This is a genomic window from Pseudomonas berkeleyensis, assembly GCF_014109765.1.
GTDB lineage: Bacteria > Pseudomonadota > Gammaproteobacteria > Pseudomonadales > Pseudomonadaceae > Aquipseudomonas > Aquipseudomonas berkeleyensis.
This window is the reverse complement of the sequence record NZ_CP059139.1, coordinates 2303423-2323470: the sequence shown is the minus strand read 5'-3', so window position 1 is coordinate 2323470 and position 20048 is coordinate 2303423. Positions and strand designations below refer to the sequence as shown.

Genomic DNA, 20048 nt, shown 5'->3' with positions numbered 1-20048 from the left:
AGGCCAAACGATTCTTTCGACAATGACGTAGAAGCCTTCGCGACAACCGCTGGAGAGCCTTGTGCGCAGCGAGAAGTGAACGCCCTGCCGGCAGTCACCCACGCGCCCTTGACGCCAGGTTCAACGATGACCAGGCTTTCATGCAGGGCTATTTGTATCGGGGACGTTCGAACACGCTGTAGCGTCCCCTATTGCCTCGACGCTTTTTACTTGAGTACCCCCAGTAGCTTCCATAGACGCCGGGACTCGGCGTCAGCGCTGATCAACTCGTCCAGCAGCTCACCAAGAGGCTGGTTACCCCACTCCACGGCCCGACGAATGACGTAGGGGACGGGACTGTGCGGCTCGGTTCTGGCCAGGTAGTCGGCGATCTGTGCCAGTTGCCGGCGTAGCCGGCGCAACTCTGCACTCTCGCCGCGCTGCTTGCTATTGCCCAGAAAGGCATCATCACCTTGCTGTTCGAACTGGCGCTTCCATTTGCCCAACAGGCTTTCAGCGATGCCCAGCGTCTTGGCTACATGACGAAGCGGCGTGCCGGCAAGCATTTGGTCTACTGCCTCGCGTTTGAAAGATTCGGGAAAACATCGGCTGGTCTGGGTCATGAACACTCCTTGCGGCGGACATTATCCACCTTAAGTCAGCGTCCACTCTGCCCGGGACAGACCATGCGGCACGGCCCCCTCCACAAAAAACACTCTGAACCATGCCCCTACAGGGCAATCCCTTTTTAGGAACAGTCGGATCGAGGCCGCTCCCCGTGAGCAGCCGTCCATCAACGACCCAAGAGGGATCTGCCGTGACCACCGCAACGCCACACGCCTACCCCAACATTCTCAGTCCCCTGCACGCCACCCTGCTGTGCGGCCAGGTGCCGCTGTTTCTCGGCGCCCTGATCGCCGACATCGCCTACTACCGCAGCTACCAGATCCAGTGGAGCAACTTCGCCTCCTGGCTGATCGCCGGCGCACTGGTGTTCGCCGGCCTGGCGCTGCTGTTCGCCCTCGTCGGACTGTTCCGAAATCGCGGCAACCCGCGCCCGCTTACCTACTTCCTGCTGCTTCTGGTCACCTGGGTACTGGGTTTCATCAATGCACTGGAACACGCCAAGGACGCCTGGGCCGCCATGCCCATGGGTCTGGCCCTGTCGGTGATCGTCACCCTGCTGGCCTGCGCCGCCACATGGGTCGGCCTCGCCCAGCCACGCACAGGAGATGCCCGATGAAAACCGCCATCGCACTGACCGCCCTGCCCCTGATCCTGTTGCTGACCGCCTGCGGCGAAGAGCCCGGCAGCAACCAGCAGTTCTACGGCGCCCAGCCGGACTTGCCCGAGCCCGAACGCGGCATCCTGCCAAGCATGACCATCGCCGAGCCGACGCCCTGGGGCGATCAGCGACCCACCGTGCCCGAAGGGTTCAGCGTCAGCGCCATCGCCACCGACCTGAAGATTCCCCGGCAAACCCTGGTGCTGCCCAACGGCGATATCCTCGTCGCCGAAGGCCGTGGCGGCAACGCGGCCAAGCTCAAGCCCAAGGACGTGATCGCTGGCGTGATCAAGGCACGAGGCAACACCACGGTGGCAAGCGGCAACCGCCTGACCCTGCTGCGCGATGCCGATGGCGACGGCACCTACGAGCTGCAGACGGTGTTCGCCGAAAACCTCAATGCGCCCTACGGCCTGGCCCTGTACGAAGGCAACCTGTACGTGGCCAACCAGGACGAACTGGTGCGCTTCGACTACGAAGAAGGCCAGACCGAAGCCAGCGGCCCGCCGAGCAAGGTCGCCGACCTGCCCTCGGCGATCAACCATCACTGGACCAAGGCACTGACCATCAGCGAAGACGGCCGCTACCTGTACGTTGGCATCGGCTCCAACAGCAACATCACCGAGCGTGGCATGGAGGCTGAAGTCGACCGCGCCCTGGTCTGGCAGGTGGACGCCGAAACCGGCGCCTACAAACCCTACGCCACCGGCCTGCGCAACCCCACCGCACTGGCCATCCAACCCGGTACCGGCACCTTGTGGGCAGTGGTCAACGAGCGCGACGAACTGGGCGAGAATCTGGTGCCCGACTACCTCACCTCGGTGCAGGAAGACGGCTTCTACGGCTGGCCCTACAGCTACTTCGGCCAACACGTCGACCCACGGGTGAAACCGCAGAATCCGGACAAGGTCGCCAGCGCCATCGCCCCGGACTACGCCCTCGGCGCCCACGTCGCCGCCCTGGGCCTGGACTTCTCCAGCGAGGTGATGGGTGAGCAGTATGCCGATGGCGTATTCGTCGGCGAGCACGGCAGCTGGAACCGCAAGAATCCGGTGGGCTACAAGGTGATCTTCGTGCCGTTCGAAAACGGCCGCCCTTCAGGCGACCCCATCGACTTCGTCACCGGCTTTCGCGATGAAGACGGCAAAACCCGAGGCCGTCCGGTGGGCGTGACGGTCGATCCGAGCGGCGCACTGATCGTGGCCGATGATCTGGCGAATACGGTTTGGCGGGTAGTGCGGGAAGATAGCGAGTGATCTTGTGAAGCTACATGGCTCCTACGCTCTGCGTAGGAGTAGGCTGGCAACGCCAGCTGACTCGGGCGCACAACTGCTTGTAAGTCAACGCAGAGAGTCGAGGGCTGCGTTCCCACGTAGAGCGTGTTAACGATCAAATCGCTGCAGCCAACAGGTATCTATGCGGACAAAGTGGCTGATAAAAGAAGCCAATTGCCATCACGCACGTCCATAGATAGTATATCCAGAGACACAAGCCTTAACACAACTAACGCCAGGGACTGCCATGTTAGAAAAACTGTCTATTAAAAATTTCAAAGCCTTTTCAGCTTGGCAAGAGATAAATCTGGCACCAATAACATTAATCTACGGACCAAACTCCTCCGGCAAAAGTTCAATCATTCACTCCATAATGCTATTAAAGCAATCTCTTACGAGGCCCAACCTTCAAGGAGGTCTCGTATCAAATGGAGAATTTGTCGATCTCGGTGATTTCTCATCAATGGTTCACGGCCATGACTTAAACAGGGACATATCTTTCCGACTAACATACAAGCCAACAAAGAAGCAATCATATTCTGACTTCGGTCTAGATGTATTCGGAAAATCTACAGTCCGAGAATACGAGCTAAATTATAAGTATTACCTAATAAACGACTCACCCAAGAATAAATCCAGCGAACTTGAGAAAAAAAGAGGGTTCTCGTACCTCAACACGATGAGCACAATCGTGAGGGCTGGAGAAAAAAAGGAGATACTATTTTCAACTTCTGTAATTTCAGAGTTAGAAACTATAACTGAATTAAGTGAACCTCGCCGACTCGGCCTGAACTTTGAGAAGAAAAGTACACCCGAAAAAGTCTCACCAGAAAGCGAGCAAAGTCTCAACAAGAAAAAATCTGCACAACTAGTTGCAGCCGCCAAGAAATTTAAATTCCTCGATAAAGATGCCTGGGAATCGACTTATACTTACTTAAGCAATCATCGAAGCAAACGTCACGAATTCAGCAAAAATGATATATCGAAGCTCCTTGATGGCTTGAAATTCAAAAGCGACATCAACTATGCGACGCCCTCTACCGCAGAGTTCGAGAGCCGAATGCACAAAGACTTCGACTTCAACAGCTTAATACAGCTAAACATGGCGTTCTCCAGCCTAGCAAGAGACCTCAAAGAGAAATTTTCATCCATTAGTTACCTAGGGCCGCTAAGAAGTCACCCCAGCCGTTTTTACGCCCCAAAAACCGACCAAAATGACTCTGTGGGAAAGCAGGGAGAGAATGTAGCAAAGTTCATTTATGAGCGCCCCGAAATAACTGAAGATATAAATCAGTGGTTCTCAATGTTTGAGGTTCCATACAAACTTTCATCAGATGGAATCGGAAATGATGTTTCTGGCCCAGTAATATGCCTTCAATTGATGGACAACAGAACAGGTGTAATGGTAGGCCCCTCAGATGTTGGCTTCGGTATAGGACAAATGCTTCCGATCATCGTGGAGGGACTCGTAAGGGATGATAGCGTAATATGTGTAGAACAACCTGAAATTCACTTGCATCCTCGTCTCCAAGCACATTTGGCTAATTTTTTCGTCAAAACATGCAAATCGAATCAATGGATTGTAGAGACTCACAGCGAGTCGTTGATGATACGACTACAACGCCTAATCGCTGCAGGTAAACTATTGCCTAGAGACGTTTCAATTATTTACGTCGAGCCAACCGAAGAGGGTGGCCAAATAATACCTATACGCTTAGACAAAGAAGGGGACTTTATTGACTCCTGGCCGGAGGGTTTTTTTGAAGAACGACTAAGAGAAAAAATGGGGCTTTCAACGAATCTGGAAATCGATCAATGATTACAAATTTCTCACTGGACGAGGACTTCTTCACCTCCGCAGGCCTAAACAACGAAAACCTTAGTGCCATACACGATTTCATCACAAGAAGCTGGATAGATCACGGAGTACTGATCCTCCCCAAAAATGGACGAAGAGATCTTTTAAACCTAATAGAAAAACTACCTCTAAAATATAAGCAGCGATGGTTAACCGCTGCAGAGTATGGAAAAAGCTCCGAACTAAATACAAGCTGGTGGAATTTTTCCAGCTTTGAAAACTTTGCAGATTCTTGCAGCCTCAGCAAACAGTTTAAAACAGCCTTTTCAAATGATGAGACATGTTTCGTACTTAGCGGAGGAGTTGATTGTAAAGCCCATTGCTCTCAGACTGGTTTTGAAATGCTTGGTGCTGGCCTATGTAGTGAATCAATAAATTTTCAAAACTCTCTAAATCTATCTCGATCAGACATATTTGGCCACACTTCTGCAGAGCATGTTTGGGTCGACCGCTTCGAGCCTCTTGCCAAATTTTCAAAAAAAATAACAATCATAGACAGATATTTCTTCCAAAACACGTGGGAATCAGCTCAAAGAAAAGATAAAGAAAGTAGCATGAAAAATTTTTTCACATTCCTTTCCAAAATGGGGAAAAAATATCATGTAAAAATCATTTCCTATGGCGACATAAAAAACAGCGAATTCCACACCGGCATTTATGATTTTTTTTACAAATCAATCATTAAATCCCCCGCACTCTATCAAGCCCTAGAGAGCTGGGAATTAATATCAGCTCAAGAATCTTTCTTCCAAGGTGAATCTCATGACAGACTAATGGGATTTGACCGTCACATATGCCAAGTAGGCAATGGAATGAGGATATTTGGTCTACCACCATTTCCTCGCTCCACTTTTACCGCAAGATATGACCACAATAGTGAAATCCCACAAAGAGAGACTGCGCTCAGAAAAAAACTTTTATGGAGAGAGTGCTCAGATTAAAAAATCTAAGCCACAATTTTTTATTGCCCTCAGGAAAACTTTAAGTCTGTGCCCACTCGCACGACCCCACTATCGATGGCTAGGTGCACCAGCTCCGCCTGCGAGCTGATCTGCAGCTTGTTCTTCACCAGGGTCTGGTAGTTGGACAGAGTCTTGGCGCTGATGCACAGCTTCTCGGCGATCTGCCGGGGAGGCAGGCCGCGGGCAAGCATCACGAAGATTTCAAACTCACGCTGGGTCAGTTCACGCAGGCGCGGGTCAAGGCCATCGCCACTGGCGGGGTTGCAGGCCAGTTGAGTAGCCAGTTGCTGTTCGATATAGGCGTGGCCGGCGGCGGTGCGTTTGACCGCTTCCACCAGTACTTCCGGTGATGAATTCTTGGTCAGGTAGCCGATGGCGCCAGCATCCAATGCCTGGCGCACCAGGGGCAGTTCGTCGTGCATGCTGAAGAACAGCACGCGCAGTTGCGGCAGGCGCTGGCGCAGGCGGCGGGTGGTTTCCAGACCGCTGATGCCGGGCAAGCCGATATCCATGATCACCAGGTTGGGAATTTCTTCCTGCACGCGCAGCAAGGCCTGCTCGCCATCGCAGGCCTCACGCAGTTGCACTTCCGGCAACAAGGCGCGCAGCAGGCTGGCGTAGCCCTGACGCACCACAGCGTGATCGTCCACCAGTAGAACCTTCATCGCATCGCCTCCAGAGGAATGTTCAGGCACAGCGCCCAGCCCGCTTGCGGGCGACTGTGCAGGCGCAGTTCGCCACCGAGGCTACGGCTGCGTTCGCGCATCGAGCGCAGGCCGATGCCGGGGCGCAGCGGCAAAGCCGTGCCACGGCCGTTATCGCGCACCAACAGGCGCAAACCCTGGCCACGGCTCTGCAGGCGAATGCGTACTTCACTGGCATCTGCATGACGGGCGACGTTGGTCAGCGCCTCCTGTACCAGGCGATAGAGGTGGGCCTTGCTCGCCAGCGGCAGGCTCGGCAGTTGTTCACCCAGTTGCAGGCGGCAGCGAATGCCTTGCGCCTGTTGCCAGTCGGCGGCCAGTTGCTGCAGCGCCGGGCCAAGCTCCAGGCGCTCCAGCACCACCGGGTAGAGGTCGCGGATCAGGCTGCGAAAGCCCTGCTGCAGGCGCTCGCAGTTGTCATCAAGCAGGCGCGCGGTGTCCTGCACCTGTTGCGGCCGGTCGGCGATCACCTTGAGCAGGCAGGCCTGGGCGCGAATACCGCTGAGGTACTGGCCCAGATCGTCATGCAGGGCCTGGCCGAGGCGCGTGCGCTCACGCTCCTGCAGCTCCAGTAGCGACTGGGTCAGCTCGGCGTTGTCCGCCTGCACCTGTTGCAGGGTGATGGCCATGTCGTTGAAGTGCGCTGCAAGATGCTTGGCCTCGGACAGGCCGTGGTCATGCAGGCGCGTATCGAAGTGGCCGGCACCGACTTCGCGCAGGCCGGTAAGCAGCTCGTCCAACACACGCCGAGCACGGCGCACGGCAAAGCGGATGGTGAGCAGGCTGAGGATCAGAGCAAAGGCGCTGAGCAGCAGCAATTGCAGCAGCGAGTCGTAGATTTCCTCGATCTCGTCGTAGGGATCGAGGGCGATGCGCAGCTCGCGGCCATCGTCCAGCGGCCAGGCATCGGCCACCAGTAATGCCGAGCCCAGCAAGCGTTCGGCGATCCAGTGCTCGATGGCACTCTCGGTTTGCTGCTTGGGCTCTTCACCCGGGCGCAGCCAGCTCACGCGAATATGCCGCAGGTTCTCGGTCAGCTCCGGGCGCAGGCTGCCAGGGTTGCTGCGCGCCACTTCACCGAGGTATTCGACCACGGCTTCAGCAGCCAGCAGCTCGCGCTGCACATCGTGGCTGGCCTGGCGCAACAGCAGCACCAGCCCAGCCAGAGTCACCAGCACGAACAGCAGGCTGACGCCGAGGTTGATACGGCCGAGGGTGGTCATCTACTTGACCACGCTACTTGACCACGAAATGGCCGAGCATGCCCTTACCTTCCAGGCCCTTGGCATAGAAGCGGAACTTGCCCGGTTTGACCGGCAGGAAGAAAATCTCCGCCTCACCGGCTTCTTCGAACTCCAGTTCGGTCAGGGTGACTGCCTTGATCTCCACACCACCCGCCTCGACCTTGCGCAGGTAGATGGAGGTCGCGAACTCCGGCGCCTGGAAGGCGTACTCCTTCTGCCCGCTGGCGATGATCTTGAGCTGGTAGGCCTGGCCGGTTTCCAGTTGGTACTCGCTCTGCGACATGGAGTAGTCGCTCTCCTCGCTGCCCAGCACCAGATCGGGCAGCGCTACCGGGCGCCGGGTCATGTCGCCAGCGGCATGAAGCTGGTCAACGCCGAGCAGGCTGATGATCAGCAGCAGCGGCAGCAGCAAGGCCTTGAGAATACGCATGGCGTTCACCTGTTCTTGTTATTGGACGTTGCCTGCCATGCTAGGAAGTAAAGCCCCGCGCCGGGTTACTACCTTGGTACTGATGGGCTGGTACTTTGGGCATATTTCCCGGTTCCAGCCGGCGCCGCGTAAGCCATTGCCACTCGAGGGACTACTACCTTCGTACGTGTCCGGCGCTACCTTGGGCATATTTCCCGGCCCGGCAACGCTTTCTATGCTGGCGGCACCCTCTGCAGGAGTCGCCCCATGCACCGGATCGGTTGCCGTCTGTTGTTCTGCCTCACTGCCGCGCTCGGCCTGGCGACGAGTGCGGTAGCAGATGAACTGCAGGTGCGCATCGGCTACCTGGCGCACCTGCCACCGCAAGGCCCGCTGCTGTCCAACGTCATCCCCGAACCGCTGGACGCCGGCCGCCGTGGCGCCGAGCTGGCGATCATCGACAGCAACAGCACCGGGCGCTTCCTCAAGCAGCAGTTCGAATTACAGAGCGCCGAGAGCGCCGATGCTGCCGAGCTGTTCGCCGCCGCTGAACGACAACACCAGGCCGGCATCCGCCTGTTCGTGATCAACGCCCCCGCCGCGACCCTGCGCCAGCTCAGTGCAAAGCTGCCGGACAGCCTGCTTTTCAATGCCGGCAGCGCCGACGACGACCTGCGCCGTGCGCAATGCCTGGGCAACGTGCTGCACACCCTGCCCAGCCGCGCGATGCTGACCGACGCGCTGGCGCAGTTTCTCGCCGTGCGCAAATGGACACGCTGGCTGCTGGTGACCGGCAGCACCGAGGACGACATCGCCTACGCCGATGCGCTCAAGCGCGCCGCCAAACGTTTCGGCCACACGATCGTCGCCGAGAAGCCCTGGAGCTTCGACAACGACCAGCGCCGCAGTGCCCAGGCGGAAATGCCGCTGTTCACCCAGACCGCCGAATACGACGTGGTACTGGTGGCCGACGAGCGCGGCGACTTCGGCGAGTACCTGCCCTACAACACCTGGTACCCGCGCCCGGTGGCCGGCACCCAGGGCCTGACCCCAACCGCCTGGCACAAAACAGTGGAAACCTTCGGCGCCGCGCAACTGCAGAAGCGCTTCGAGGAACTGGCCGGACGCTGGATGAACGACCGCGACTTCGCCGCCTGGATGGCTGTGCGCAGCGTCGCCGCCGCCGTGACCAAATTACGCGCCGCCGAGCCGCAGGCCATTCGCACTCTGGTGCTGTCCGCCGACTTGCCGCTGGATGGTTTCAAGGGTCGCAAGCTGAGCTTCCGCCCGTGGAACGGCGAGTTGCGCCAACCTATCGAGCTGGTGCACCCGCGCGCGCTGGTCAGCACCTCACCGCAGGACGGTTTCCTCCATCCGAGCAACGAAATGGACAGCCTCGGCTATGACCGGCCTGAGGTGAGCTGCGATCTGGCCGGCACCACCAACTGACGGTGCGCACGGCGCACCCTACCGACGCTGGCCCGTAGGGTGCGCCGTGCGCACCATCCAAAAACACGGCTGCACACGACTACAACAAGAGGATCAACCCCATGCGCCTTACCCGTCTCGCCTGCGCCGTCGCCCTGGGCCTGGCCTGCCACTCGGCTTTTGCCGCCACCGCCTATGTGTCCAACGAAAAGGATGACAGCATCAGCGTCATCGATCTCGACAGCCTGGAAGTCACCGCCACCCTCGACGTTGGCATGCGCCCGCGCGGGTTGCTGCTGTCCTCCGACAACAAGCTTTTGTACATCTGCGCCAGCGACTCGGATCGAGTGCAGGTGATGGATCTGGCCACGCGCAAGATCATCAAGGAGCTGCCCTCCGGCGCCGACCCCGAGCAGTTCGCCCTGCACCCCAACGACCGCTGGCTGTACATCTCCAACGAGGACGATGCCCTGGTCACGGTGGTCGATACCCAGAGCGACGAGGTGCTGGCGCAGATCGAAGTCGGCGTGGAGCCGGAAGGCATGGCCGTCAGCCCGGACGGCAAGTGGGCGGTCAACACCAGCGAGACCACCAACATGCTGCACTGGATCGACACCAGCACCAATCAACTGGTGGACAACACCCTGGTCGATCAGCGCCCGCGCCACGTCGAGTTCGAGAAGGACGGCAAACGCCTGTGGGCCTCGGCCGAGATCGGCGGCACGGTGACGGTGCTGGACGTGGATTCGCGCCAGGTGCTCAAGGTGCTGAAGTTCGCCATCAAGGGCGTGCACCCGGACAAGGTGCAGCCGGTGGGGGTCAAGCTCACCGATGACGGCAAGTACGCCTTCGTCGCCCTCGGCCCGGCCAACCATGTGGCGGTGGTGGATGCCAAGAGCTTCGAGATTCTCGACTATCTGCTGGTGGGCCGCCGCGTCTGGCATCTGGCGTTCACCCCGGATCAGAAGCGCCTGCTGACCACCAATGGCGTCAGTGGTGATGTGTCGGTGATCGATGTCGATTCACTCAAGGTGACCAAGTCGATCAAGGTCGGCCGCTACCCTTGGGGCGTGGTGGTGACGCCATGAATGCGCTGGAAGTGAGTGGCGTCGGCTTCGCCTATGGCGCGCGCCAGGCGCTCAGCGACCTGGCCTTCGAACTGGCGCCGGGGCGCTTCGGCGCCCTGCTCGGCCCCAACGGCGCCGGCAAATCCACCTTGATTGCCCTGCTCACGCGCCTGTACGACCTGCAGCAGGGCAACATCCGCATCTTCGGCCACAGCCTGCGCGATGAGCCACGCCAGGCACTGCGCCAGCTCGGCGTGGTATTCCAGCAGAGCACGCTGGATCTCGACCTGTCGGTGCAGCAGAACCTCGCCTACCACGCGTCACTGCACGGCATGCCACGCCGCGAGGCGCAGGCGCGTATCGACGAGGAACTGCTGCGCCAGGATCTCGCCGACCGACGTCACGACAAGGTGCGCACGCTCAATGGCGGCCATCGTCGCCGCGTGGAGATCGCCCGCGCTCTGCTCCACCAGCCACGCCTGCTGCTGCTCGATGAGGCCAGCGCCGGGCTCGATCCGGCCAGCCGTCTGGCGCTCGGCCGGCATGTGCGCAACCTGTGCCGCGAGCAGGGCCTGTGCGTGCTGTGGACGACCCACCTGCTGGACGAGGTCGAGTCCAGCGACGACTTGCTGATTCTGCATCGTGGCGAGCGCGTGGGCTGGGGCAAGGCCAGCCAGCTCGGCGACGACCTGGCCATCAGCTTCGCCCGCCTGACCGGCGACGAGGCGCTGGGCCGTGGGCATGTGCGTGAGGCGCTGCGGCCGCGACTCGATGACGACAACGGCAATAGCGAAACAGCCTCGGTGCGCACGGCGCACCCTACACGAGGTGTCCACCCATGAGCGTCTACTGGGAATGCCTGCGCGGTATCGTGCTACGCGAATGGTTGCGCTTCGTGCTGCAGCGCTCGCGCTTTCTCAGCGCCCTGGTGCGCCCGCTGCTGTGGCTGCTGGTGTTCGCCGCTGGCTTTCGCGCCGCGCTGGGCATCGCCATCATCGAGCCGTACGACACCTACATCACCTACGACACCTACATCGTGCCGGGCCTGGCCTGCATGATTCTGCTGTTCAACGGCATGCAGGGCTCGCTGTCGATGGTCTACGACCGCGAGATGGGCAGCATGCGCGTGCTGCTCACCAGCCCGCTTCCGCGCGCCTTCCTGTTGGTGGCCAAGCTACTGGCCACGGCGCTGATCTCGCTGCTGCAGGTTTATGCCTTCCTCGCCATCGCCTGGGTGTATGGCGTGCAACCGCCAGCCTGGGGCCTGCTCGCCGCACTGCCGGCGTTGCTGCTGGTAGCGTTGCTGCTCAGCGCACTGGGGCTGCTGCTATCCAACGGCATTCGCCAGCTGGAGAACTTCGCCGGGGTGATGAATTTCGTCATCTTCCCGATGTTCTTCCTGTCGTCGGCGCTGTATCCGCTGTGGAAAATGCGCGAGTCCAGCGAGTGGCTGTACTGGCTGTGCGCGGTCAATCCCTTCACCCACGCGGTGGAGTTGGTGCGCAACGCGCTGTACCTGCGTTTGCATGTCGATGCACTGCTGATCTGCACCGGCCTGACGGTGCTGCTGACGCTGCTCGCCGTGGCCAGCTTCAATCCGCAACATGCCGCGCTGCGCAAGGCGGGTTAATGCCGTAGGGCGGCTTCGTTCGTAGGGCGGGCTCAGGAGCGAAGCGAACAGCCCGCCGGTCTTCGTAGACACGCAAATCTGATGGCGTACTGCTTCGCGAGTACGCCCTACGGCAAATGCCTGTACGTAGACTGCACTCGACCCGTAGGGCGGATCGGGACGCCGACCGCTCGGAGCGAAGCGAACAGTCCGCCAGTACACGCCAAGCCTAGCCTTCCTACGACAGATTCCAGCCACTCTCACCAGTCACCTCTACTACTTTGGTACTGGTTTTCCTCTCCAACGTAGAATTCCCAAGCTTGCGACCATGGCCTGTAATACCGCCACAACAATAAGTAGAGACCTTGCCATGAAGTACCGTCTGCCCGTGCAAGCAGGCTTGATGCTCGCCTCCCTGCTGCTGGTCTGCGTCGTGGACGCCGAAGAGCTGTTCGATGCCGAGGGCTACCGCAGCAATCAGTACCGCAGCCCGACACCGTCAACGCTTGAAGGTGTTCAGGTTCTCGATACTCCCGCCCTGCAAAAGCTGCTCAACGAACGCCCCGATGTTCAACTGATCGATGTCTACCGCCAGCTGTGGCGCCATGATCGTTTCATCGAAGAAGAGCCCCACGCCAACATCCCCGGCAGTCTGTGGCTACCCAATACCGGCAGCGGAAACCTGGAAGCGTTATGGCTGCGCTACTTCACCCACTATCTGAGCCAGGCCAGCAAAGGCGACCTGGACAAGCCTTTCGTTTTCTATTGCCGCCCCGACTGCTGGCCGAGCTGGAATGCCGCGCGCCGCGCCCATGCCATGGGATACCGCCAGCTGTATTGGTATCGTGATGGTATCGACTCCTGGGAACAGGCCGGCCTGCCGGTGGCGCCCGCCCAACCGGCCGAATTGCCTGCCGCTTTCCTCACGCCCACCGCCACCCCATAATCACAACAACGAGGTGCAAGGCCATGTACAAGATTCTGATTGCCGACGACCATCCGCTGTTTCGTGAAGCCATCCATAACGTCATCGCCGACGGTTTTCCCGGCAGCGAGATCATGGAAACCGCCGACCTGGACAGCGCCCTGGAGCTGACCCAGAGCCACGACGACCTGGACCTGATCCTGCTCGACCTGAACATGCCCGGCATGCACGGCCTGGGCGGGCTGATGAACCTGCGCAACGAGGCGCCGACCATTCCGGTGGTGATCGTCTCGGCCGAGCAGGACAAGCAGATCGTGCTGCAGGCCATCACCTACGGCGCAGTGGGTTTCATCACCAAATCCTCGCCGCGCGCACAGATGACCGACGCTATCGCGCAGATTCTCGACGGCAACGTCTACCTGCCGCCGGACATCATCCGCTCGCAGAAGAGCAGCAACTCGCGCCCCCATCACGACAACCACAGCATCCCGCCAGAGCTGCTGCAGGCACTGACGCGCAAGCAACTGCTGGTGCTCGAGCGCATGACCAAGGGCGAGTCGAACAAGCAGATCGCCTACAGCCTGGATATCGCCGAAACCACGGTCAAAGCCCATGTCTCGGCCATTCTGCGCAAACTCAACGTGCACAACCGCGTGCAGGCCATTCTCTCGGCCGGCGATATCGATTTCGCGTCCTATCTGCGGCGCTAGCTGTTGAAGGTGGCCGTCATTCCTGCGCAGGCGGGAACCCAGAAACCGTGATGCCACTGGGCTCCCGCCTGCGCGGGAGTGCCGGACGAGTTTGTCCTGACTCCCGTCATCAACCCGTGCTAAAACGGCGGCCTCACCGATTGGAGCCCACCATGCACATCCGCCCTTTCCGGCTCGCTGACGAAGCCGCCATCGTCGACCTCTGGCAACGCTGCGACCTGACCCGCCCCTGGAACGATCCGCACAAGGACATCCAGCGCAAGCTGCAGGTGCAGCCCGAGCTTTTTCTGGTGGGTGAGATCGACGGCAAGCTTGTGGCCTCGGCCATGGCCGGCTACGAAGGGCATCGTGGCTGGGTCAACTACCTGGCGGTCTGCCCCGAGCGCCGCCAGCAGGGCCTGGCCCGTCAGCTGATGACCTACATCGAAGAGCAGTTGCTGGCCATGGGCTGCCCCAAGCTCAGCCTGCAGGTACGCGATACCAACGCAGCGGCCCTGGCCTTCTACGAGCGCCTTGGCTACAAGGTCGATGCCTCGGTCAGCCTGGGCAAACGCCTGATCGCGGATGATTGATGACGCGTAGGGTTTGCCATGCGTACCGCGTTCAATTGCATGGATGCGCACGCGTCGGTGCGCACGGCGCACCCTACGGCGTGATCGATGCCTGGTCGTCGTATGATGCGCCATTCGCACCGCGTTCTCGCGCTGCAGCAGCCTGCTAACCTCGGTTTTCGCTAGCTTCGGTGTGCGCAGCGCACCCTACGGGATCGTGGTGGCCTGAGCGTAGGGCGTCCGTAGGGTGCGCCATGCGCACCGGGGTTCACGACACCCTCAAGCCCCTGCCCCACGCTCCATCAGGTGACTCATCGCCGCCTTGAGCTTCATCGGCCGCACCGGTTTGTGCAGCAGGCTGTGGCCGAGCTCACGCATCTGCTGCTTGAGTTCGTTGCTGTAGTTGGCGGTGATCATCAACGCCGGTAACGGCGAACTGCGCCGGGCGTTGATCTGCGCCACGGCATCGACACCGTTGCGCTCGTCGTCGAGGTGGTAGTCGGCGATCAGCAGATCCGCCTCGGCGTGGTAGTTGTCCACCTGGCGCGCCAGGTCTTCCTCGGACAGCGCCGTGACCACCCGGCACCCCCAGCCCTCGAGCAGGGTGCGCATGCCGGCGCAGATCGCCGCGTCGTTATCCAGCACCCACACCCGCGCGCCGCTGAGGCGTTCGAGCAGTTGATCCGGGCTGTCCTGTACCGCGCGTGCACGCGGCGCGCGACGGGTCAGCGGAACTTCCACGGCGAACATCGAGCCCCTGCCCTGCTGCGAGGCCACGCGAATGCGGTGGCCGAGCATGCCCGCGATCTTGTCGACGATCGCCAGGCCCAGACCCAGGCCGCGATCCTGCTTGCGCTGCACCGTATCGCCGCGTTTGAACTCCTGGAATATCTCGTTGAGCTTGTCCGCGGGAATACCGATACCTGTATCCCAGACCTCGATGGACAGGCTGTTGCCGCGACGCCGGCAGCCGAGCAGGATGCGCCCGCTGGCGGTATAGCGGATGGCGTTGCTGAGGAAGTTACGCAGAATCCGCGCCAGCAGTTGCACGTCGCTGCGCACCAGCGCCGAGCTTGGCAGGTAATCCAGGCGCAGGCCTTCGCTGCGGGCAATCTGGTGATATTCCGCTGCCAGGTTCTCCAGCAATTCACTGACGGCGAACGGCGCAATATCCGGTTTGATCACCCCGGCATCGAGCTTGGAGATATCGACCAGCGTACCCAGCAGGCTTTCCACGTCATCCAGCGAGTTGCTGACGTTGCGCACCAGTGGCGCGCAGCCGCTCAGGTCGTTCTTCTCCAGCAGCGCACTGGTGAACAGCCGCGCGGCATTCAGTGGCTGCAACAGATCGTGGCTCACCGCCGCGAGGAACTTGGTCTTGGACAGGTTGGCCTGCTCCGCTTCGCCTTTGGCCTCGCGCAGGCGCGACTCCATCTGCGTGCGTTCGTCGATCTCGCGGCGCAACTGGTCGTTGACCGTGGTCAGCTCGGCAGTGCGTTCACGTACCCGCTGCTCCAGATGGTGATAGGCCTGGTGCAGCGCCTCGGCAGTGCGACGGCGCTCGGTGATGTCGCGGATCAGCACGAAGATGCCCACCACCTCGCCACTGGCCTGACGATTGGGCACATAGGAGCGCAGCATATAGCGCTCCTGGCCGCTGTGGTTGGTCTCGGCGAACTCGAAGGTCACGCTCTCACCGGACAACGCCAGCTCGACGTAAGGCTCCAGGCGTTGGCAATGCTCCTCGCTGTGCACCTCGCGCAGGCTCTGCCCGAGCATCGCGCCGCGCGGCCAGCAGTACCATTCTTCGTAGACCTTGTTGGTGAATTCGTAGACCAGGTCGGCCGACAGGTAGGCGATCAGCGCCGGCACGTGGTCGGTGATCAGGCGTACCCAACGCTCGCTGTCGCTCAGCGCCTGCGCCTGACGATGGCGTTCGGTGATGTCGGTGAAGGTGTTGACGAAGCCGCCGGTGGGCAACGGATGGGTACGCACCTCCAGCATGCGTCCGTCGAACAGTCGCACTTCGACCTGGCGCAGGGGTTTGCCGCCAATGTCGCGGCTGTCTGGCGTCAGTGGTTCGAGCTCACTTTCGGCCATCACCTCGGCGAACGGCCGATGGGCGCTGATCGGCGCCAGCCCGCAGAGTTCGAGAAAGCGGTGGTTCCACAGCTCCAATGCGCCCTCGGCGTTGACCATGGCCATGCCCTGGGACAGGTTGTCGACCGCACGCTGCAACAGGCGCGACTTCTGCGCCAGCGCCTGCTCACGGCGCAACGCCTCGCTTTGCTTCACCTCGGTGATGTCGGTGTAGAGGATCACCAAGCCGCCTTCGCGGGTCGGGCGTTCACTGACCTGCACCCAACGCCCGTCCTGCAACCGCAGCAGGCTCGGCTCGCCCTCCTTGCCGCGCTGCTCCTCCAGAACCAGGCCGCTGCTGCGGGTCAGCCGGCGGATTTCCTCCAGTCGCGCACCAGTGCCGATGCGTGCGCGGCTGCGGGCCAGCAGCGCCTTGAAACGGCTGTTGAACAGCACGATGCGCTGACGATCATCGAACAGCACGAAGGCATCGGAAATGCTCTCGATGGCGTCGATCAGATGGTGGTGGGCAGTCTCGGCGCGCAGCCGCGCATCGCTGAGCAACTGGTTGCTCGACTTCAGCTCGGCCATCGCCTGGTTCAAGGCGTCGGTGCGCTCACGCACCTGCTCGGAGAGCACCACCGAGTGCTGGAAGGCCGCATAGGCGTCGTCACCGCGTGAGTGAATCGACTCCACCCGCTCGATCAATGCGGCATTGATGCGCTTGAGGCGGTCGTTCTCGCGCTCCAGCGCCTCGCAACGCGCCTGCAGTTCAGCGCTCGCTACGGCCAGTGGGGCGACCAATGGCGACGCCGGTGAATGTCTGGTTGATGTGCATGCCATTGAACTGCTCTCCGTAGGTGTTGAAGCCGATCACCCGCTGCTGGCGCAGCAGTGAGGCGACCGGCTCGACGCCACCGTCGTTCTCGATTTCCAGGCGACGCAGGAAGCAATCGCAGCCGATGGTCAGCAGCAGCGGCCCGAGGCGCTGCTCCAGCCCGGCGAACAGTTGCTGCAGGTTGGGCAACAAGGGGCCGGGGCGCATGGCGGTGAGGACGATGCCGTTCTCCACCGCGCAGTAGAAGGTCAGGCTGAGGTCGTCATGCACCTGCTGGATCGAACGCACGTAGTAGTGATCGCTGATGCGTACGGCCAGTGGATAGGCGGCGAACGCCCGTAGATCCAGTGCATCCAGCGGCACGCCGATCAGGTCGGCGTATTCCTGCGCCGCTGGTGCAGCATTGAGCTCATAGACGCGCCGGCTGGAGCTGTCGGCGCGCGTGACCACCAGCTTCTCGCCACTGGGCTCGATGTGATGAGAGCTGAACACCTCGAACTCCAGCCAGGTGTTGAACAGCACCACCACCGCCGCGCCACTGTGAAAGCGCCCGCCGTGGTAGACGTGGGTATGGGTCAGATGGTTGTCATCGCCGGCCGAACCGCCGAAGTGCGGAATGCTGCCCAACGCCGCGCTGAGCGCGCCGAGCACCAGCTCCTCGCGGCTGGAAAGTCCATCGAGCAATGTCAGGGCGAAGCTGTGGCCCTTGATCGAGGCCAGCTCGTTGCTGCGGCAATCCTTCACCAGACCGTCGACCAAGTGCTGCGCATCGAGCAGGTTGAAACGCTCCATCTCGTCGATCAGCACGCTGGCGATGGAGAAACAGCGCAGGTCGAACCCCAGCGCCACCACGCAGCCACGGCCATAGCCTTGCGGGGTGATTTCGCCGGCGCTGGTGCAGCCCACCAGGCTCACGCCACCGAAATGCTGCTCCAGCGCCTGGCCAAGGCCGTCGAGGTCGTATTCGGCCGAGCAGAAGAACAGCACGAAGCCGAGATAAGGGTGGATCAGTTGGCGCGCCAGTTCCTGAGCGGCCAACTCGACATCCTTCGTGTTGGATACGGCGCTGAGCACGCCCTCCGACTGTTCCAAGGCCATAACACGCCCCATTACACCTAGTGATCAGGGGGAAATTTTACGAAGCTGACGATGGCCGCCCCATGCTACTTGAGTACTGGGTAGTAGATCCGTAGGGCGTACTCGCGAAGCAGTACGCCAGGCACCAAGGGCAATCGGGAACAAGGTATCTGGCGCCGAAGGGGGCTTTCGCCCACTCCGTTCATCATCACGAACCGGGATAGCTGGTGCGCATGGCGCACCCTACCTGGGACGCCGCCATGCTTGTGTAGGGTGCGCCGCGCGCACCACGGCCCTCAAAGCACAGGCCAGAACATCAGGGTCAGCACGAACATCCCGGCGTAGAAACCGATCTCCAGGGTTTCCGTCCACGGCTGGATGCGCATGATCGCGCCGTGCACATGCACCAGCACCATCAGCAGGGCCACCGCTGCCAAGACTTCGAAGGTGGTGTGCAGCGCTTCGCCGGTCAGCGCCGCCCGCAACATCAGTACCTCAACGATAAGGATGAAGGCACCCAGGCAACGACCGAAGTAGACGGCCAGGTCGATATCCTGCGGGATGCGCCAGCGCATCAGACGCGCCCAGGTCAGCGGAAACAGGAAGATGGGTAGTGCGAATACCAGCGTGGTGCTGATCGCCAACACCAGCAGGTAGGTTTGAGCGTGAAGGCTCCAGAGTCCGATCATCAATTTTTCTCTTTCGATCCCTAAAAGAACGGGAGGCCATCAGGCCTCCCGTCGTCTACAAGCCAATGGCTTACCAGCTGAGCACCGCACCTACGGCGAAGGTGTCGGTATCCTCGTTCAGACCACTGCCGGCAGCGGCATCGATCTGGTACTGGTTGTACTCGGCGACCAGCTTGAGGTTGTCGTTGATGGTGCGGAAGTAGGCGATGCCGCGGGTCTCGTAGTCCGCCGCCACGCCCAGGCCGTTGCCGTCGTCCTCGGTCTTACCGTAGGACAGCGCCACGCGGTTCTTGCCCCAGGTGTAGGAGCCCTGCAGCAGGTAGCCGTCGCTGTCGATGTCACGCAGGGTCGGCTCGCCCAGGTTGTTGGTGAAGAACGGGTTGATGCCCTTGGCCTGGAAGCCCGAGCCGGTCAGCGACAGACCACCGAATTTGGCCTGCACGCCATAGCCAAGGCCCTTGGAGGTGACCTTGTCGACGGTGTCGTCGGTGTTCTCGGAGGTCTGGTAGGCGCCGTTGACCCAGGTGTAGATGGTCGAGCCACCCAGATCGAACTGATAGCTGACCTCGGACTCAAAGCGCGGGTTTTCCTGATAGGCCTTGCCAGTGGCGCTGTCGTCATTGGTGTCGACCGGATCCATGATGCCGACCGCGACACGCAGGCCTTCGGCCAGGTTGTTGTTGCGATAGGTGATCTGCGAAGTCGGGAACGGGTACGGGTAGCCAGTGCCGATATTGCCGAACGAAACGCCGGTGCCGTCGACCAGACCGAGGGTGTCGGAGACGTTGCCATAACCGGCCAGCAACTCGTCGAGGAAGATGTTGGAGCGCGAGAACAGACCGAAGTCCTTACCCACCAGCACCTCGCCCCACTCCGGGCTGGAGACGGTGCCGTAGAACTGACGAACGTCGATGGCAGTGTCGGTACCGTTGGTTTCGCTGTCGTTGATGGTGACCCAGAAGGACGAGCGGCCGGTCAGCTTGAGGCCATCGATCTGCTTGCCGAAATTGAAACCGATCCAGTTAGGCAGAAAGCCCATCTTCACCCGCGACTGGCGACGGTCAAATTGCTCGCCGTCACGGTTCACGTCGCTGTTGACGTAAAAGGCGTTGATATAGCCGTCGGTGGAGAAAGTGGTGTCGTCCTTGTCGTACAGGACGATCTCGGCAGCAGCCTGCTGAGCGGTCGCAAGGGCGACGGCGGCAGCCAGAGTGAGGGGCAGAAATCGAGTGATGGCGATCTTGTTGTTGTTCATAACGCTCTCCGCTTGAGTGGCGACCACCAGGGCAGTCGTGTCGGAGGCGATTATCGAAAGCAGGTCAGACTGGCCATACGCTGCCTTGGCAGCGATTGCCTGCTG

The 20048-nt window shown here is 60.6% G+C and carries 18 protein-coding genes and 2 pseudogenes; 11 read left to right on the top strand and 9 right to left on the bottom strand.

From position 1 onward, the window contains the following. Nucleotides 1-206 precede the first annotated feature (206 nt). Together HS968_RS26375 and HS968_RS26660 are read right to left on the bottom strand one after the other, a co-directional pair. Nucleotides 207-386 (bottom strand): annotated as a pseudogene (locus HS968_RS26375) (type VI secretion system protein TssA); the annotation flags it as partial. A 48-nt stretch (nucleotides 387-434) separates the two neighbouring features. Next, nucleotides 435-545, bottom strand: a pseudogene (locus HS968_RS26660) (helix-turn-helix domain-containing protein); the annotation flags it as partial. A 251-nt stretch (nucleotides 546-796) separates the two neighbouring features. Between HS968_RS26660 and HS968_RS10900 the strand changes: the two are divergent. From HS968_RS10900 to HS968_RS10885, 4 genes are all read left to right on the top strand, one after another. Next, nucleotides 797-1222, top strand: coding sequence for a DUF2231 domain-containing protein (locus tag HS968_RS10900; protein WP_182371252.1), 426 nt, complete (start codon nucleotides 797-799; stop codon nucleotides 1220-1222). Next, a complete protein-coding gene (locus HS968_RS10895; protein ID WP_182371251.1) occupies nucleotides 1219-2520 on the top strand; it encodes a PQQ-dependent sugar dehydrogenase in 1302 nt (433 codons plus the stop codon). The genes HS968_RS10900 and HS968_RS10895 overlap by 4 nt, the downstream gene beginning before the upstream one ends. Nucleotides 2521-2785: 265 nt before the next feature. Next, on the top strand, nucleotides 2786-4357 hold the full coding sequence (locus HS968_RS10890; RefSeq protein WP_182371250.1) for an AAA family ATPase: 1572 nt from the start codon (nucleotides 2786-2788) through the stop codon (nucleotides 4355-4357). After that, entirely contained in the window at nucleotides 4354-5337 is a 984-nt protein-coding gene (locus HS968_RS10885; RefSeq protein ID WP_182371249.1) for a hypothetical protein, read from the top strand. Before HS968_RS10890 ends, HS968_RS10885 begins: the two co-directional genes overlap by 4 nt. Nucleotides 5338-5366: 29 nt before the next feature. On the opposite strand, the gene HS968_RS10880 is transcribed toward HS968_RS10885, so the two are convergent. The 3 genes from HS968_RS10880 to HS968_RS10870 are packed head-to-tail and all read right to left on the bottom strand — an operon-like array spanning nucleotide 5367 to nucleotide 7736. Further along, on the bottom strand, nucleotides 5367-6023 hold the full coding sequence (locus HS968_RS10880) for a response regulator transcription factor (protein WP_182371248.1): 657 nt from the start codon (nucleotides 6021-6023) through the stop codon (nucleotides 5367-5369). Then, complete coding sequence (locus HS968_RS10875; RefSeq protein WP_182371247.1) at nucleotides 6020-7285, bottom strand: HAMP domain-containing sensor histidine kinase; 1266 nt, start codon at nucleotides 7283-7285, stop codon at nucleotides 6020-6022. The genes HS968_RS10880 and HS968_RS10875 overlap by 4 nt, the downstream gene beginning before the upstream one ends. Before the next feature lie 13 nt (nucleotides 7286-7298). Beyond that, nucleotides 7299-7736: a cupredoxin domain-containing protein gene (locus HS968_RS10870; RefSeq protein ID WP_182371246.1), complete on the bottom strand. Its 438-nt coding sequence runs from the start codon at nucleotides 7734-7736 to the stop codon at nucleotides 7299-7301. Between the two features lie 246 nt (nucleotides 7737-7982). Between HS968_RS10870 and HS968_RS10865 the strand changes: the two genes are divergently transcribed. From HS968_RS10865 to HS968_RS10835, 7 genes are all read left to right on the top strand, one after another. After that, entirely contained in the window at nucleotides 7983-9164 is a 1182-nt protein-coding gene (locus HS968_RS10865) for an ABC transporter substrate-binding protein (protein WP_182371245.1), read from the top strand. A 101-nt stretch (nucleotides 9165-9265) separates the two neighbouring features. Then, nucleotides 9266-10231, top strand: coding sequence for a YVTN family beta-propeller repeat protein (locus HS968_RS10860; RefSeq protein WP_182371244.1), 966 nt, complete (start codon nucleotides 9266-9268; stop codon nucleotides 10229-10231). Beyond that, entirely contained in the window at nucleotides 10228-11052 is an 825-nt protein-coding gene (locus HS968_RS10855) for an ABC transporter ATP-binding protein (RefSeq protein WP_182371243.1), read from the top strand. Before HS968_RS10860 ends, HS968_RS10855 begins: the two co-directional genes overlap by 4 nt. Beyond that, nucleotides 11049-11840 (top strand): ABC transporter permease, encoded by a 792-nt coding sequence (locus HS968_RS10850; RefSeq protein WP_179621826.1) that lies wholly within the window; start codon nucleotides 11049-11051, stop codon nucleotides 11838-11840. Before HS968_RS10855 ends, HS968_RS10850 begins: the two co-directional genes overlap by 4 nt. 349 nt (nucleotides 11841-12189) lie before the next feature. Next, the gene (locus HS968_RS10845; RefSeq protein WP_182371242.1) at nucleotides 12190-12765 is read left to right on the top strand and encodes a PQQ-dependent catabolism-associated CXXCW motif protein; all 576 of its coding nucleotides are present in this window, start codon (nucleotides 12190-12192) and stop codon (nucleotides 12763-12765) included. Nucleotides 12766-12788: 23 nt separating this feature from the next. Continuing rightward, nucleotides 12789-13454, top strand: a complete 666-nt coding sequence (locus HS968_RS10840) for a response regulator transcription factor (RefSeq protein ID WP_106742548.1) — start codon at nucleotides 12789-12791, stop codon at nucleotides 13452-13454. Between the two features lie 152 nt (nucleotides 13455-13606). After that, on the top strand, nucleotides 13607-14026 hold the full coding sequence (locus HS968_RS10835) for a GNAT family acetyltransferase (RefSeq protein ID WP_182371241.1): 420 nt from the start codon (nucleotides 13607-13609) through the stop codon (nucleotides 14024-14026). Nucleotides 14027-14284: 258 nt separating this feature from the next. On the opposite strand, the gene nahK is transcribed toward HS968_RS10835, so the two are convergent. The 4 genes from nahK to HS968_RS10815 all read right to left on the bottom strand — a co-directional run bounded on the left by nahK (nucleotide 14285) and on the right by HS968_RS10815 (nucleotide 19943). Further along, nucleotides 14285-16927, bottom strand: coding sequence for a hybrid sensor histidine kinase/response regulator NahK/ErcS' (gene nahK / locus HS968_RS10830; protein ID WP_182371240.1), 2643 nt, complete (start codon nucleotides 16925-16927; stop codon nucleotides 14285-14287). Beyond that, nucleotides 16857-18020, bottom strand: coding sequence for a nitric oxide-sensing protein NosP (nosP, locus tag HS968_RS10825; protein WP_179621830.1), 1164 nt, complete (start codon nucleotides 18018-18020; stop codon nucleotides 16857-16859). The genes nahK and nosP overlap by 71 nt, the downstream gene beginning before the upstream one ends. Nucleotides 18021-18295: 275 nt before the next feature. Next, the gene (locus HS968_RS10820; protein ID WP_179621831.1) at nucleotides 18296-18688 is read right to left on the bottom strand and encodes a hypothetical protein; all 393 of its coding nucleotides are present in this window, start codon (nucleotides 18686-18688) and stop codon (nucleotides 18296-18298) included. 70 nt (nucleotides 18689-18758) lie between these two features. Next, entirely contained in the window at nucleotides 18759-19943 is a 1185-nt protein-coding gene (locus HS968_RS10815) for a porin (protein WP_182371239.1), read from the bottom strand. Between the last annotated feature and the right edge of the window lie 105 nt (nucleotides 19944-20048).

Bases quoted from the DNA above. Each gene is read 5' to 3' on its own strand.
- HS968_RS10895 (WP_182371251.1), top strand. From the start codon at position 1,219: ATGAAAACCGCCATCGCACTGACCGCCCTGCCCCTGATCCTGTTGCTG.
- HS968_RS10890 (WP_182371250.1), top strand. From the start codon at position 2,786: ATGTTAGAAAAACTGTCTATTAAAAATTTCAAAGCCTTTTCAGCTTGG.
- HS968_RS10885 (WP_182371249.1), top strand. From the start codon at position 4,354: ATGATTACAAATTTCTCACTGGACGAGGACTTCTTCACCTCCGCAGGC.
- HS968_RS10880 (WP_182371248.1), bottom strand. From the start codon at position 6,023: ATGAAGGTTCTACTGGTGGACGATCACGCTGTGGTGCGTCAGGGCTAC.
- HS968_RS10875 (WP_182371247.1), bottom strand. From the start codon at position 7,285: ATGACCACCCTCGGCCGTATCAACCTCGGCGTCAGCCTGCTGTTCGTG.
- HS968_RS10870 (WP_182371246.1), bottom strand. From the start codon at position 7,736: ATGCGTATTCTCAAGGCCTTGCTGCTGCCGCTGCTGCTGATCATCAGC.
- HS968_RS10865 (WP_182371245.1), top strand. From the start codon at position 7,983: ATGCACCGGATCGGTTGCCGTCTGTTGTTCTGCCTCACTGCCGCGCTC.
- HS968_RS10860 (WP_182371244.1), top strand. From the start codon at position 9,266: ATGCGCCTTACCCGTCTCGCCTGCGCCGTCGCCCTGGGCCTGGCCTGC.
- HS968_RS10855 (WP_182371243.1), top strand. From the start codon at position 10,228: ATGAATGCGCTGGAAGTGAGTGGCGTCGGCTTCGCCTATGGCGCGCGC.
- HS968_RS10850 (WP_179621826.1), top strand. From the start codon at position 11,049: ATGAGCGTCTACTGGGAATGCCTGCGCGGTATCGTGCTACGCGAATGG.
- HS968_RS10845 (WP_182371242.1), top strand. From the start codon at position 12,190: ATGAAGTACCGTCTGCCCGTGCAAGCAGGCTTGATGCTCGCCTCCCTG.
- HS968_RS10840 (WP_106742548.1), top strand. From the start codon at position 12,789: ATGTACAAGATTCTGATTGCCGACGACCATCCGCTGTTTCGTGAAGCC.
- HS968_RS10835 (WP_182371241.1), top strand. From the start codon at position 13,607: ATGCACATCCGCCCTTTCCGGCTCGCTGACGAAGCCGCCATCGTCGAC.
- nahK (WP_182371240.1), bottom strand. From the start codon at position 16,927: ATGGCATGCACATCAACCAGACATTCACCGGCGTCGCCATTGGTCGCC.
- nosP (WP_179621830.1), bottom strand. From the start codon at position 18,020: ATGGCCTTGGAACAGTCGGAGGGCGTGCTCAGCGCCGTATCCAACACG.
- HS968_RS10820 (WP_179621831.1), bottom strand. From the start codon at position 18,688: ATGATCGGACTCTGGAGCCTTCACGCTCAAACCTACCTGCTGGTGTTG.
- HS968_RS10815 (WP_182371239.1), bottom strand. From the start codon at position 19,943: ATGAACAACAACAAGATCGCCATCACTCGATTTCTGCCCCTCACTCTG.